The organism is Aquimarina mytili, from assembly GCF_016735115.1.
Lineage (GTDB): Bacteria > Bacteroidota > Bacteroidia > Flavobacteriales > Flavobacteriaceae > Aquimarina > Aquimarina mytili.
The window spans coordinates 51592-65862 of sequence record NZ_JAERQJ010000010.1; the positions used below are offsets into that span (position 1 = coordinate 51592).

Genomic DNA, 14271 nt, shown 5'->3' on the forward strand with positions numbered 1-14271 from the left:
ATTCATTAAAATAATTTTTAAAAAAAAGGGTCCTCATAATGAAGGGTCTTTTTTTATGAAAGTTAATGGTCAAAAAAACGAAACAGTAAAATCATTGTTTTTAAATACTATCTTTGCATATTATTTTATCTATATGCCTGAAAAAACATTCATCAGACTAAATAAATACCTAAGCGAAGTTGGTTATTGCTCTCGTCGAGAGGCAGATAAATTAATTGATCAAGGGCGTGTAACCATTAACGGAAAAGTACCTGAAATGGGCACCAAAGTGACTCGTGAAGATATGGTACGAGTTGATGGAGAATTAATCAACGAACCCAAAGAAAAACATGTATACATAGCCTTCAATAAACCTGTTGGAATTGTATGTACTACTGCACAAAATGAGAAAGATAATATTATAGACTTTATTAATTATCCTAAACGCATTTTTCCAATTGGTCGATTGGATAAACCTAGCGAAGGACTTATCTTTTTAACAAGTGATGGAGATATCGTAAACAAAATTCTTAGAGCCAGAAATAACCATGAAAAAGAATATTTGGTTACTGTAAACAAATTAATTAGTCCACAGTTCATAAAAAGAATGGGGAACGGTATTCCGATTCTGGATACGGTAACGCGCAAATGTGAAGTTGAACAAATTAGCAAATATGATTTCAGAATTGTATTAACACAAGGACTTAATCGCCAGATTAGAAGAATGTGCGAATATTTAGGATATGATGTCGTTCGATTAAAACGAATTCGTATTATGAATGTATCCTTGGATGTTCCAGTTGGTCAATGGCGATACCTGACCGAAGAAGAATTAAAAGTTATTAATACCGACGTAGGTGATTCTAGTAAGACTGAAGAAGCTTCGGTTATAGAACATTCAAAACCAAAAAGACATACAAAAACTAAAGTTTTCGGCGCAACCAAGGGTAAAAAAAGTCATACTACAAAAAGAGATACAACAAAACCCACGACCAGAAAACGCAAAGATCGCAGAAGGTAAATAATGTTGTTAATTATATCCTAATTTCATAATATAAAGAATTCATTCTTTCCCAAAATAGGTAAATTACTTTGCCAATAAATTCTTTATACCATGAGACAATCATTTTTTTTCTTGTCGCTATTCATACAAATAACGCTCTGGGGGCAAAATCAATACGAGTCTTCTTTAGAATATCCTTTTGGGAGGCCTAATCCAAATGCTCCCGAAGAAATCCTTGATTTTGAACCATTAATTGGTCTTTGCGATTGCATATCAAAAACTCGTAATAAAGATAAAACCTGGGCAGAACCAACTAAAATGACCTGGGAATTTAAATATATTATGAATGGCATGGCAGTACAAGATCAGACACTAAAAGAAGATGGAAAACATTCTGGTAGTATCCGACAGTTTATTGCAGATAGTAGCAGATGGTATGTACACTATTACTCTTCGGCAACTCCAACGACAGTTCTTTCTGCTTGGGAAGGAAACAAGAAAGACAATAAAATTATTTTATATCGACAGCAAAAAGCACCAAATGGAATGGATGGTTTCTATAAAATCAATTTTCATGATATCTCCCCAAATGGTTTTAAATGGTTAGGTGAATGGGTAAATACAAATGAAACATTTTCATTTCCAACCTGGGAGATAGAATGCACTAAACGGAAAAACACCAAAGCATTATCAGATGAAGAACAAATAAGAAATGCGGCAAAATCATTTTCTAAATCATATTTAAAACAAGACTACGAAGCAATAGCTAAATCCTATACCAGCGATGCCAAAATATTTCCTAATAACGCTCCTATTATTTCAGGATATGAAGCCATCAAAAAGAGATGGTCTGGAGCTTCAGGATATACTCCTATCGAGCATCAAATCATCCCCGAAGAAATTTTTATACTAGGGGATACAGCGCACGATTATGGTATATACAAAGGGAAAAACAAGAATGACGACGGTACTGAAATCAGTTATAAAGGAAAATATGTTGTGGTCTGGAAAAAAATTGACAATCAATGGAAAATGTATTTAGATATCTGGAATAGAATAAAAGAATAATTAATTACGCATAAACAATTATTATATGAGCAATCCTGGCATATCTCCTTTTCACCTTGCTATTCCAGTAGATAATCTAAAAAAAGCAAGACAGTTTTATAACGAGATTTTAGAACTTGAAGAAGGAAGAAGTAGTACCCATTGGGTAGATTTTAATTTCTTTGGTCATCAATTAGTAATTCACTATAAAGCAACAAATGATGCTGAAAAAGCACATAGTAATCTAGTTGATGGGAAAAATGTACCTGTACCCCACTTCGGAGTACTCTTAGATTGGGAATCCTGGCAAAATCTGGCCTATAAACTCACAAAAAAGGGTGTCGAATTTGCCATAGCTCCTTACATACGATTTAAAGGCGAAATTGGCGAACAGGCGACCATGTTTTTTTATGACCCATGTGGTAATGCCTTAGAATTTAAAGCATTTAAAGACACTTCACAAATTTTTGCCAAATAACACAACTCCCTTTTTACTAACACATTCCCCTATAAAAAGCATGGCTAGCTATATACAATTATGAGCGTTAACACTTTTTTAGTATATTGAGCAAAAACCATCAAAACGCCCTTTTCATGAAAACCATGAGATTAATAGGTTCTTTCCTGTTTTTATTATTTATTAGCTGTGGTATCCCACAGGCTGAATACGATAGATTAACAAGAGAGAATGAAAAACTTAAAAATAAATTGGCCGAATGCGAGCTTACTCCCGCTCAAATGTATGAGCAAGCAGTTAATTATTATGATGCTGAAGATTATACTAAAAGCCGAAAACGGCTTTTAACCTTAAAGGCTAAATATGTCAATTCTAATGAACATAAAAAAGGTAAAATCCTATTAAAAAAAGTTGAGAACAAAATATTAGAAACAGCAAGAAGTAATAGGGAAGCAAAAGGTAGCGAAGAAGAAAACGAAGAAGACATCGCCGAAAAACAAGATAATACTGACAGTGAAGCCAATAAAAAAGCACTGGCTAAAATGCAGAAGAAATATGACATCAATAATGATGTTACGTGGTATAGAGATAAATCTTCAACCAAACTGAGTACTAAAAATTATGTCCAAACATATATTGGTAAGAAAGAAAAGAAGCCATGGCTAGGATTATCCATAAATTATTTTTCTAAAAAGAAATGGCTCCATATACAAAGAATAGAGATTACTGTAGATGGAGAAATTTTCGAAATTACAGAAACCACCCCTGGTGAGTTTAAGGAAAAACAGGAATCTGGTGGAAAAAGAGAGTGGTTAGATCGTGTTGTAAAGAACGAAGATCTAATGTTGACCCAAAAAATTGCTGCGGCCAAAACAGTCAAAATAAAATTTGTTGGAGAAGATGACGTTTATACAAGAACAATACCGAAAGCGGAGAAAAAAGCAATTCAAAATGTATTAAAAGCTTTTGTTGCTCTTGGAGGTAATCTATAAACAATCTCATTATCTTTTTTTAATAATCGTTAAAAAAAGCTATCATTTTTTATAATAGGACAGGATTGTTAAAGGTATACTAAAAAAATCTTCCTATCTTCTGCCCTTGTTATGAATTGAAAAAAAAGAATGGATTTTACTAACCCCTTAGTCTATGGAGTACCTTGTTTTCTTGGACTAATATTACTTGAGCTTACATATAGCAAAACTCACGATCATAAACGTAAAAATCTTTACCAATGGAAAGATCTGAGCGCCAGCTTATTTATGGGAGTAGGTTCTGCATTACTAGCGCCTTTAATTAAAACAATTTCTGCAATTGTAATTTTTAATTATGTGTATGAAATTTTTAATCCCGAAATTGATGGAATACGTACCAATATTATGGGATGGCAATCTTTTGGGTATACATGGTATGTATGGCTAGCATGTCAATTATTAGATGACTTTACTTACTATTGGTTTCATAGGCAAAATCATATGGTAAGAGCCCTATGGGCGGCACATATTGTACATCACTCATCAGATAATTTTAATCTAGGTACTGCGGTTAGAAACGGGTGGTTTACTATTATATATAAGCCTTTGTTTTATATGTGGCTTCCTGCCATTGGTTTTCCTCCAGAAATGGTTGTTGTATGCCTGGGAATAGAAGCATTATGGCAATTTCAATTACATTCAGTTTATATTCCTAAAATGGGATTTATTGAAAAGATTTTTAACACCCATACCATGCACCAGGTACATCACGCCAAAAATGTAGAGTATATGGATAAAAATCACGGAGGATTCCTTAATATTTTTGATAAAATATTTGGCACATGGAAAGAACTAGATGAAAATATTGAAGTTCAATACGGCGTTACGCATGCACCAAACTCATACAATCCATGGGTAATTTTAACCCATGAGTATAAAGACATCTGGAACGATACCAAGAAATCTAAAAATTGGTATCATAAGTTCATGTATATCTTTGGCCCTCCGGGATGGAGCCATGATGGTAGCACGCTTACAGTAAAACAGATGCAACGACAGCTTGAATTGAATAAACAAAAAGCGTAACTTTAGCTACATTTTTTATAATCTATTGACAACTTTTACTATGAATTATCAGGAAATTATAGATAAGCAACAGCAGTTTTTTAATACAAATGCTACTAAGGATATTTCATTCAGGATTAAAGAATTAAAGCGTCTAAAGAATATCTTGAAAAAAAATGAAGCCTCCTTATATAATGCGATCTATAAAGATTTCAAGAAATCTGAATTTGAAACATACGTAACCGAGTTATCTATAATTTATCATGAAATCGACCTGGCATTAGTAAAAGTTAACAAATGGGCTAAGAAAAAGAAAGCCTCAACTGGGCTGGCAAATCTACCTGGAAAAAGTTATATCATCCCAGAACCCTTTGGTACTGTTTTGGTTATTGGTGCATGGAACTATCCATACCAATTATCACTTTGCCCTGCTATTGCAGCTATTGCAGCCGGTTGTACAGTTGTACTTAAGCCTAGCGAAGTTCCATCGCGAACAGCAGCTATAATGGCTACACTTATTAATCAAAATTTTGATCCCAACTTTTTCAAAGTAATAGAAGGTGGCGTAAAAGAAACGACAGAATTGTTGAATGTCAAATTTGATAAAATATTCTTTACCGGAAGCGTTCCGGTAGGTAAAATTATCTATCAGGCTGCTGCTAAACATTTAACTCCCGTTACCCTCGAATTAGGAGGAAAAAGCCCTGCAATCATTACAAAAGATGTAAACATCGATATGACTGCCAAACGATTGGTATGGGCCAAGTTTCTTAATGCCGGACAAACCTGTATCGCTCCTGATTATGTATTGGTAGAATCAAGTATAAAAGATAAACTTTTGTCCTCCATAAAAGAGCATATCGAGAAATCAGATTATAACGTAGAAAATCATAATTATACTCAGATTATTAATGAGAAGAATTTTGATCGGCTTAATGATATGATTGATCGTGATAAAGTATGCATAGGAGGAAATGTAAATAAGGAAGAAAGAATCATACCACCTACTGTGATGAAAGATGTTGAATTTTCGGATGATGTAATGCAAGATGAAATTTTTGGTCCGATCTTACCTGTACTGACATTTGATACTATAGAAGAAGCTATAAAACAGGTTAAAAACTTATCTAAACCTTTATCTTGCTATGTTTTCACCAAAAATAATAACGTAAAAAAGAAAGTTTTGAATGAAATTTCTTTTGGTGGTGGTGCCATAAATGATGCTATGATGCATTTCACTGAACAAACACTTCCATTTGGTGGTGTAGGTAATAGTGGCATTGGTAGTTACCACGGAAAATATGGATTCGAAACGTTCTCGCATTACAAAAGTGTGCTACAAAAACCATTTTGGATCGAACCTAATTTTAAGTACTCGCCATATAGTGATAAAAAATTAAATTTTCTAAAACGGTTTATTGGGCTTTAAACATGAAGCCATTAAATAAAAAGTAATATTATCAATACTTTCTATACACTGTATATTTAGGAAAAAGATGTAAGATAGTACTATTTCTTTATATAATACTTCTCTTCTAAAAGCTCGAGTATGTAGTGTTCTACCTCGTTTGTATTCCAGATATTTTCTATATTATCCATTTGCATTACCTGGTCCATAATGGCAGCCTGTTTATCTCCTATTTTCAGAGCTTCGGCATAAGGTCTATGACTAAATGTAACTCTAGAATATAATGGTAACCATTGATCAGGATATTTTTCTGAAAACTGCTTTTCAATCTTTTTTCTTAAAATAAAATCAGGATCTGCCGTCTTACTACTCATTTCTATAAAATTGCGATATGACAGTTCGGCAATGGCATCTGCATTTGGTTTTCGCGACTCTTGATACGCTTCAAATATTTGTTGCCAATCACTGTCACCATGAGCATCAATAATCTCATCTAAAATTGAGATATCTTCAAATCCTGCATTCATACCTTGACCATAAAAAGGTACGATAGCATGTGCAGAATCTCCTACCAAAGCTACTTTATCCCAATAGGTCCAAGGGTAACATTTCATAGTCACCAAAGCACTTGTAGGATTATTTTTAAAATCGTTAAGTAATGTTGGCATTAGATTGATCGTATCCGGAAAATGGTTTTCCCAAAATTTGATTACCTCATCATCGTTTGTAAGCTCTTCAAAAGAATTTTCACCTTCATGTGGCATAAAAAGTGTACATGTAAAACTCCCATCCAAATTAGGCAGTGCGATAAGCATAAACTTACCACGAGGCCATATATGTAATGAATGTTTATCTAACCTATGGGTCCCATCTTCGTTAGGAGGGATTCCAAGTTCTTTATACCCCGTATCTAAAAACTTTTGAGAATAGTCAAATCTACTTCTTCGTTGCATTTTGTGTCTCACTCGAGAAAAAGCACCATCGCAACCAAAAATCATATCATATTGATACTCTGTCCACTCGCTTTTTTCAGTTTCTCCGGTATAGATTTTTGCTTCTGGTAGATTAATATCCCAAACTTTTTCGTTGAATCTAAAAACCACTCCTGCTTCTTCTGCAAGTGTAATCATTCTTCTATTAAGTACTCCTCTGGGAATTGAAGAAATAGCCTCTCCTTTTTTACCATAATATTGGTGGTACACAGGTTCGCCTGTTACATGTATAGTGCGCTTATCCATCGGAATGGCCAATTTTTGTACTTCATCAGCAATTCCTATTTTTTCTAACGTCTTCCACCCTCGAACGGACATTGCTAAATTTATAGAACGGCCACTAAATTCAACTGTTCTAATATCTGGCCTTCTATCAAATACAGTAACCTGATATTTACGTTTTCTGAGGTAAAGTGCCAATAACGATCCCACAAGACCGCTTCCTACAATAGCTATATTTTTTGTTTGCATAAATTAATTGTGATTCACAACCCGCCAGAAAATTATATAGAATCATAGAAGATTCGAGTCTTAATGCTTCTGGCAGGTAAGCTTCAGATTATGTACAAAGCTTATGCAAACATTAAAACCTTCGGTAAAAATAACAAATATTGCTGAATTATCCTTTTATTGCCTTGATTGCAAAGATTAATGGATACAATTTATCTTTAGTTTCGAACATTCCTTTTTCTTTTTCTAGTAAACCAGGAAAGATCTCATACGGCGATGCATCATATTCTCTAAGGTATTCAATATCTAAGCCAGCCTCAGATAAAGAAGAAACCACCTCTCCTAATCCATGGTTCCAACCAAATTCTTTGCTCAACATATCAGAATTTGTATCGGCATAAGTCCCCTTATATTCCTCATATATCACTTCTTTTTGATGATATCCATATTTTATTTCTGGGGTCTCTCCTAAGTAATCAAACATCCAAACGATAGGATGAAACTCTACTATATAAAAAACTCCTCCAGGTTCTAATCGTTCTGCAATCATTCTTGCCCAAGGTTTTAGATCTGGCAGCCAACCAATAACTCCGTAACTGGTAAATACGATATCAAACTGGTCCTTTATATAATCGGATGTATTTAAAACATTACAGCAAACAAATGTGGCTTCAAGTTGTAATTCTTCGCTTAGTTGTTTCGCTAATTCGATCCCCTTTTCTGAAATATCAACTCCTGTACATTGTGCTCCCATTCTACTCCAACTCAAGGTATCCTGCCCAAAATGACATTGAAGATGAAGCAATGACTTACCAGAAACATCACCTAATGCTTCTAACTCATAGCGTTTTAAAGAAGATTTTCCTTTTTTAAATATCTCTATATCATAAAACTTACTTCTAGCATGTACATCGACCTTTTTATCCCAGGTCTGTTTGTTGGTTTCAAAATATTTATTGAATTCTTCAGACATCATATACAGATTAATTAGCTTTGAAATATAAATAATTTTATTTCATGAATCACTTCACTATACAAGATTTACTAGAACTCCCATCAAGATATAGAGCAAATTTAATTAATAGTTGTACTGGATATAAATCAAGTAATCTTTTAGGCACCAAAGATACTGAAGGCAATACTAACGTTGCTATTTTCAATTCGATTATACATATTGGAAGCAATCCACCAATGTTAGGTTTTATACTTAGACCAACCACTGTATCAAGAGGTACTTATAAAAATTTAAAAGAAACTGGTGTTTTTACGGTAAATCAAGTGCATAAAACCATAATTGCCGATGCACATCATACTGCGGCCAAATATGACGAGGGTGTTTCTGAATTTGATAAGACCGAACTTCAAGAAAAATATAGAGATGATTTTTATGCTCCATATGTAAAAAACAGCCCTATTCAATTGGGCTGTAAATATCTGAATGAATATGTAATCAAAGAAAATGATACTATATTAGTCATTGGGGCTATAGAACATATTTATATCGATAATAACATCATGCACAAAGATGGTTGGGCGCAACTTGACAAAGCTCAAACAGTATCTTGTATTGGATTAGACGGTTATGCGCTACCATCGCTATTAGATCGTTTTCAATATGCAAAACCTGATGAAAAGACCCAATCGTTACTTAAGAAAAGCTAACTAATTTTATAAAAACCTTAAGAATTGTAGCATTAAAGGTGGTTTTTTTATTGATTAATTTTAGAAAATGAAAATCACCGTACAAGATCTCAAAGAAATACCTGAGTTTGTTCATGTTCCCGATCAACAGATTGACTGGTTACTTAAAAAATCAAAAATAGAGTCTTTTAAACCGGGAGAATATGTTTTTAAGAAAGGGGACATTATCGATACACTTTCTATTCTTCTTGAGGGAAAGTTAGAAATTAAATTCGAACAAAACGGAAATTATAAAGTAGTTGATCAGATTACCAAATATGGAATAACAGGCTTACTTCCTTTTTCCAGAATGAGTACTGCAATGGGATATGGCGAAGTAATTGAAGATTCTGAAGTCTTATTTCTTGATAAATCTTTCTTTAAAGAAATGGTTGCAAATCATTATGAGCTTACCGAAAGCCTAGTGCACCATATGACATCGCGTGTGCGAGAATTTACCAAAAACAATGTGCAATCAGAAAAAATGATGGCATTAGGGAAATTATCAGCCGGTTTGGCTCACGAGCTTAACAATCCAGCTTCGGCAATGCTGCGAAGTGCCAAAGCATTAAAACAACACCTGGCTAATGTTCCTGAAAAGTTTAAAAAAGTAACTTCAATTAAGATTTCTGCAGAAGAAGTAGATATTCTGAATAACATACTCTTTGATAAAGTAAATAATCGTCCAGAAAACAACATGAAACTTACTGAGCGTAATGAAAAAGAGGATGAACTCGAAGAATGGTTAGAAGATCATGGGGTTGATAATGCCTTTGAGCTTACCGAGACTCTACTTGATTTTTGCATGGATATCAATGCAATAGAAAAAATACATGAAGCCATAGGAGACCAAAATTTCCCTAGCGCCATCGAGTGGATTGAAAATGTATTGACCACAGAAAAAATGGTAGACGAAATCGAAGTAGCCTCTGATCGTATTTCAAGTTTAGTACAATCCATTAAGAGTTATACTCATATGGATCGCGCTCCCGAAAAAGTAGCTACAGATATCCATATTGGTATCAAAAGCACGCTTACGATGCTTAATCATAAACTAAAAAAGAAAAATATAGTAATAGAAAAACATTTTCAAGAAGAACTACCCATGCCCAAAATATTTGTGAGCGAAATCAACCAGGTATGGACCAATCTTATTGACAATGCCATTGATGCTATGGAGCATTCGGGAACGCTTCAAATCAAAACACTAAGAGATAACGGTTTTGTGAAAATTGAAATTTCAGATAATGGTCAAGGAATTCCCGAAGAAGATTTAAACAAAATTTTCGATCCATTTTTTACAACCAAAAGCATTGGTAAAGGTACCGGAATGGGATTAGAGGTAGTACAACGAATTATTAATCAACATAATGGGGATATAAAAGTAGCCTCAAAAAAAGGAAAAACAACATTCACCGTGTGTATTCCAATAACATAAAAGCAGATGAATAATATAACTGATATACAAGGAACTTTTAAACTGCATAATGGCGTTCATATGCCATATCTTGGACTAGGTGTATATTTGGCTAATAATGATGATGAGGTCGTTGATGCGATTCATTGGGCTTTAGAAACAGGATATCGCCATATCGACACTGCAAGTATTTATAAAAATGAGCAAGGTGTAGGAAAAGCTATTCAAACAAGCATTATAAACAGAGAAGATATCTTTGTGGTGAGTAAAGTATGGAACGCCGATCAAGGATACGAAACCACTTTAAAGGCTTTCGAATCCAGTTTACAGAGGTTGCAACTCGAGTATTTAGATCTTTATCTAATCCATTGGCCGGTACAAGGAAAATATAAAGAAACCTGGAGAGCACTAGAAAAGTTGTATCATGAAAAAAAGATCAAAGCCATAGGGGTAAGTAATTTTATGCAGCACCATCTAGAAGATCTTATGTCTACATCAGAAATAATTCCAATGGTAAATCAAATGGAGTTTCACCCATACCTTGTTCAGCAAGATCTAATTGACTTTTGCAGGCAACACCATATCCAATATGAGGCATGGTCGCCAATGATGCAAGGAAAAATCTTTGAACTATCCATATTAGATGATTTGGCAAAGAAATACAATAAAACCGTAGCACAGATTGTCTTGCGATGGAATCTGCAAAAAGGTGTAATAACGATTCCTAAATCTGTAAAAAAAGAACGAATCATTTCTAATGCCGATCTGTTCGATTTCAACATCTCTGATGAAGACATCAACTATATTGATGCATTGGACAAAAACCATCGAAACGGCCCGGATCCCGATAATTTCAATTTTTAAAGCATGAAAAAACCAATCATATTTGCAATAGATGATGATCCGCAAGTACTACGTGCGGTAACTAGAGATTTAAAATCAGAATATCGTAAAGAATACAGGATTATGAGCACCGAATCTGCTTATGATGCTCTAGAGGCATTACTAGATCTAAAAAAGAAAAATGAAGTAGTTGCTCTTTTTTTAGTAGATCAAAGAATGCCCGAAATGTTAGGAGTAGAATTTTTAACTAAAGCAAAAAAACACTATCCCGAAGCAAAAAAAGTATTGCTTACCGCATATTCTGATACCGATGCGGCTATCAAAGCAATCAATGATGTCCAATTAGACTATTACCTTACAAAACCTTGGAATCCACCAGAAGAAAAACTCTACCCTACCCTAAATGACTTACTCGAGGCATGGCAAATAAATTTTCAACCAGAGTTTGATGGTATTAAAGTATTAGGATATCAATTCTCACCAAAATCACACGATATTAAAGATTTTTTATCCGCTAATTTATTTCCATTTCAGTGGTTAGATGTAGAAACCAATGATAAAGCAGATGAAATCATATCTCTTTATGATTTGAAAACGACCGATATGCCCGTAGTATCCCTGCAAAATGGCGAATGCTTTAAAAACCCCGATATAGTAGAACTAGCAACTGCTCTTGGATTAAATGCTCATCCAAAAGATAACCTATACGATGTAGTCATTATTGGTGCTGGGCCTTCGGGACTTGCTGCAGCGGTCTATGGAGGGTCTGAAGGTTTAAAAACGTTACTTATCGAGAAACATGCGCCAGGTGGTCAGGCAGGAACAAGTTCGAGGATAGAAAACTATCTCGGTTTTCCGAATGGATTAAGTGGACAAGAATTAACCCATCGTGCCATTACCCAAGCAAAACGATTTGGTATAGAATTTTTATCTCCTCAAGAGGTAACTTCTATTTCTGAAAAAGATGGATATAAAAGTATTTCTTTAGGTAATGGAGAATGTATCAGTACTAAAAGTGTAGTGATTACAACCGGAGTTAATTACAGGAAATTAGAGGCAGATGGTATCGAAAACTATACCGGCGCCGGTATTTATTATGGGTCTTCGATGACCGAAGCCCAGGCATGCACTAACAAAGAGGTATATATCGTTGGAGGCGGCAATTCTGCAGGGCAATCTGCGGTGTATCTTTCAAAATTTGCTAAAAATGTTTATATCATAGTTCGAAAAAAAGACCTTAGCAGTAGTATGTCTAGTTATTTAATTGATCAAATTAATGCCATTGATAATATTACCTTGCTAGGATACACCAACATCACTAAAGCTACAGGAAGTGATGGTCGATTGACTACACTCGAACTCACAAATAACAAAACCTCCGAAATTAAAGAAGTTCCTGCCAATGCTTTGTTCATCTTTATTGGTGCCCGACCCTATACCGATTGGATAGCTTTGGATATTATTAAAAACGAAAGAGGATTTATAGAAACCGGTAGAGACCTTAATCGCTACACTAACTTTAAAAAAATATGGAAAAAAGATAGAGAGCCTTTTTTATTAGAAACATGCAGTCCAGGAATTTTTGCATCGGGTGATGTACGTGCCGGTGCAATGAATAGGGTCGCCTCTGCAGTAGGTGAAGGCGCAATGGCAATTAAATTTGTACACGAATATTTAGCAGAGATATAATATGAAACTACGAACTAAAATATGTGAACATCTGGAACATTTTGATGCCAATACGATCAAAAAAGATAATGATTATCAATGTGCCGAATGTATAAAAACAGGAGATTCATGGGTGCACCTGCGCACTTGTCAAGAATGTGGCGTAACTTTATGTTGCGATTCATCACCTAATAAACATGCTAGCAAACATTATCAAATGCACAATACACACAATGTAGTTATCTCTGCAGAGCCAAACGAGCAATGGGCATGGTGTTATGAGCATAAATCATTTGTAGAATATTGATAACATTAAAATGAACTTTATAGAAAACCCAAAAGTGTTAGAAATTCTTCGTAATTACCCCAAAGGTATTCAAGAAAAACTGGCTACACTACGCCAACTTATTATTACCACGGCCTCTGAAAATGAAGACATCAACACATTAGAAGAAACTCTAAAATGGGGAGAACCTAGTTACATTACAAAAACAGGAAGCACTATTAGGATAAACAGGAAGAAATCCTCACAAGATGAATTTGCCATATACTTTATTTGTTCAACAGGTTTGGTGGATACGTTTAGAGTAATCTATAGAGATACCTTTACTTTTGAAGGTAATAGAGCTATAGTATTCAACATACATAATGAGATACCTATTGCTCAATTAAAGCATTGCATTTCACTGGCATTAACATATCATCGAGTTAAGCATTTACCTTTATTAGGAGCATAAGTCCAACTTCAACCTATAAATCATGAAAAAAATTCTTGCAGCGATACTATTTTTACTCTTATCATCTTATAGTTTTTCTCAAAATAAAAGCGATTGGAAACTTATATATCATAATGATAAAGATGGAAAAACGATAGACGGAAAAATCGACGACCTAATCGAAGCCGTACGATTGGGTGAAGAAATTCGCATCTATTGGTCAGCACAACGAAAAAGTGATGCCACCAAAAAAGTAGAACATTTTGCAGATGCCAAATTTTTAACCATTCTAAGTGATACCATCGTATTTGCGCAAATAGATCCTATTATTGGTCAAACTCCAAAATACGACGAACAAACCATAGAACTGAAAGAAAATTTAGAATGGTCATTTATTGCTGCAAGTAATGGTAAATCCGACACAATGATGCGAAACGTGGTTACTGGAGAAATCCTAGGGCATGGTCTCACTGCTTTAGCCACTAAATGGTATATCAAAAAATGAGTATCCAAAGATTTTACTATTGCTTTGGCTACCCTATTCGCTGCTTTTAGTTTTAGCTGTAGTCAAAACA

At 34.4% G+C, this 14271-nt stretch carries 15 protein-coding genes; 13 read left to right on the plus strand and 2 right to left on the minus strand.

The window, feature by feature from the left end; genetic code table 11:
• Positions 1-133: 133 nt before the first annotated feature.
• The 6 genes from rluF to JJQ60_RS18950 all read left to right on the plus strand — a co-directional run bounded on the left by rluF (position 134) and on the right by JJQ60_RS18950 (position 5951).
• Positions 134-1000 carry a 23S rRNA pseudouridine(2604) synthase RluF gene (rluF, locus tag JJQ60_RS18925; protein ID WP_201923889.1) on the plus strand — a complete coding sequence of 289 codons (867 nt, stop codon included), beginning with the start codon at positions 134-136 and terminating at the stop codon, positions 998-1000.
• Between the two features lie 93 nt (positions 1001-1093).
• A complete protein-coding gene (locus JJQ60_RS18930) occupies positions 1094-2050 on the plus strand; it encodes a YybH family protein (protein WP_201923890.1) in 957 nt (318 codons plus the stop codon).
• A 25-nt stretch (positions 2051-2075) separates the two neighbouring features.
• Positions 2076-2507, plus strand: coding sequence for a VOC family protein (locus JJQ60_RS18935; protein WP_201923892.1), 432 nt, complete (start codon positions 2076-2078; stop codon positions 2505-2507).
• Between the two features lie 116 nt (positions 2508-2623).
• Positions 2624-3478: a hypothetical protein gene (locus JJQ60_RS18940; protein ID WP_201923894.1), complete on the plus strand. Its 855-nt coding sequence runs from the start codon at positions 2624-2626 to the stop codon at positions 3476-3478.
• Between the two features lie 129 nt (positions 3479-3607).
• Positions 3608-4543 (plus strand): sterol desaturase family protein, encoded by a 936-nt coding sequence (locus JJQ60_RS18945; protein WP_201923896.1) that lies wholly within the window; start codon positions 3608-3610, stop codon positions 4541-4543.
• 40 nt (positions 4544-4583) lie between these two features.
• Positions 4584-5951: an aldehyde dehydrogenase gene (locus JJQ60_RS18950; RefSeq protein ID WP_201923899.1), complete on the plus strand. Its 1368-nt coding sequence runs from the start codon at positions 4584-4586 to the stop codon at positions 5949-5951.
• A gap of 80 nt (positions 5952-6031) precedes the next feature.
• Here the strand turns inward: JJQ60_RS18950 and JJQ60_RS18955 are convergent, their stop codons facing one another.
• A complete protein-coding gene (locus tag JJQ60_RS18955) occupies positions 6032-7393 on the minus strand; it encodes an FAD-dependent oxidoreductase (protein ID WP_201923901.1) in 1362 nt (453 codons plus the stop codon).
• A gap of 148 nt (positions 7394-7541) precedes the next feature.
• The gene (locus tag JJQ60_RS18960) at positions 7542-8345 is read right to left on the minus strand and encodes a class I SAM-dependent methyltransferase (RefSeq protein WP_201923955.1); all 804 of its coding nucleotides are present in this window, start codon (positions 8343-8345) and stop codon (positions 7542-7544) included.
• Between the two features lie 44 nt (positions 8346-8389).
• On the opposite strand from JJQ60_RS18960, the gene JJQ60_RS18965 reads away from it, so the two are divergent.
• From JJQ60_RS18965 to JJQ60_RS18995, 7 genes are all read left to right on the plus strand, one after another.
• Positions 8390-9034: a flavin reductase family protein gene (locus JJQ60_RS18965; protein ID WP_201923903.1), complete on the plus strand. Its 645-nt coding sequence runs from the start codon at positions 8390-8392 to the stop codon at positions 9032-9034.
• Between the two features lie 67 nt (positions 9035-9101).
• The gene (locus JJQ60_RS18970; RefSeq protein ID WP_201923905.1) at positions 9102-10490 is read left to right on the plus strand and encodes an ATP-binding protein; all 1389 of its coding nucleotides are present in this window, start codon (positions 9102-9104) and stop codon (positions 10488-10490) included.
• 6 nt (positions 10491-10496) lie between these two features.
• A complete protein-coding gene (locus JJQ60_RS18975) occupies positions 10497-11333 on the plus strand; it encodes an aldo/keto reductase (protein WP_201923907.1) in 837 nt (278 codons plus the stop codon).
• Positions 11334-11336: 3 nt separating this feature from the next.
• Entirely contained in the window at positions 11337-13001 is a 1665-nt protein-coding gene (locus tag JJQ60_RS18980) for a response regulator (RefSeq protein WP_201923909.1), read from the plus strand.
• A gap of 1 nt (position 13002) precedes the next feature.
• On the plus strand, positions 13003-13287 hold the full coding sequence (locus JJQ60_RS18985; RefSeq protein WP_201923911.1) for a ubiquitin carboxyl-terminal hydrolase family protein: 285 nt from the start codon (positions 13003-13005) through the stop codon (positions 13285-13287).
• A gap of 10 nt (positions 13288-13297) precedes the next feature.
• On the plus strand, positions 13298-13717 hold the full coding sequence (locus tag JJQ60_RS18990) for a DUF1801 domain-containing protein (RefSeq protein ID WP_201923913.1): 420 nt from the start codon (positions 13298-13300) through the stop codon (positions 13715-13717).
• Between the two features lie 22 nt (positions 13718-13739).
• On the plus strand, positions 13740-14201 hold the full coding sequence (locus JJQ60_RS18995; protein ID WP_201923915.1) for a hypothetical protein: 462 nt from the start codon (positions 13740-13742) through the stop codon (positions 14199-14201).
• The last annotated feature ends 70 nt before the right edge of the window (positions 14202-14271 follow it).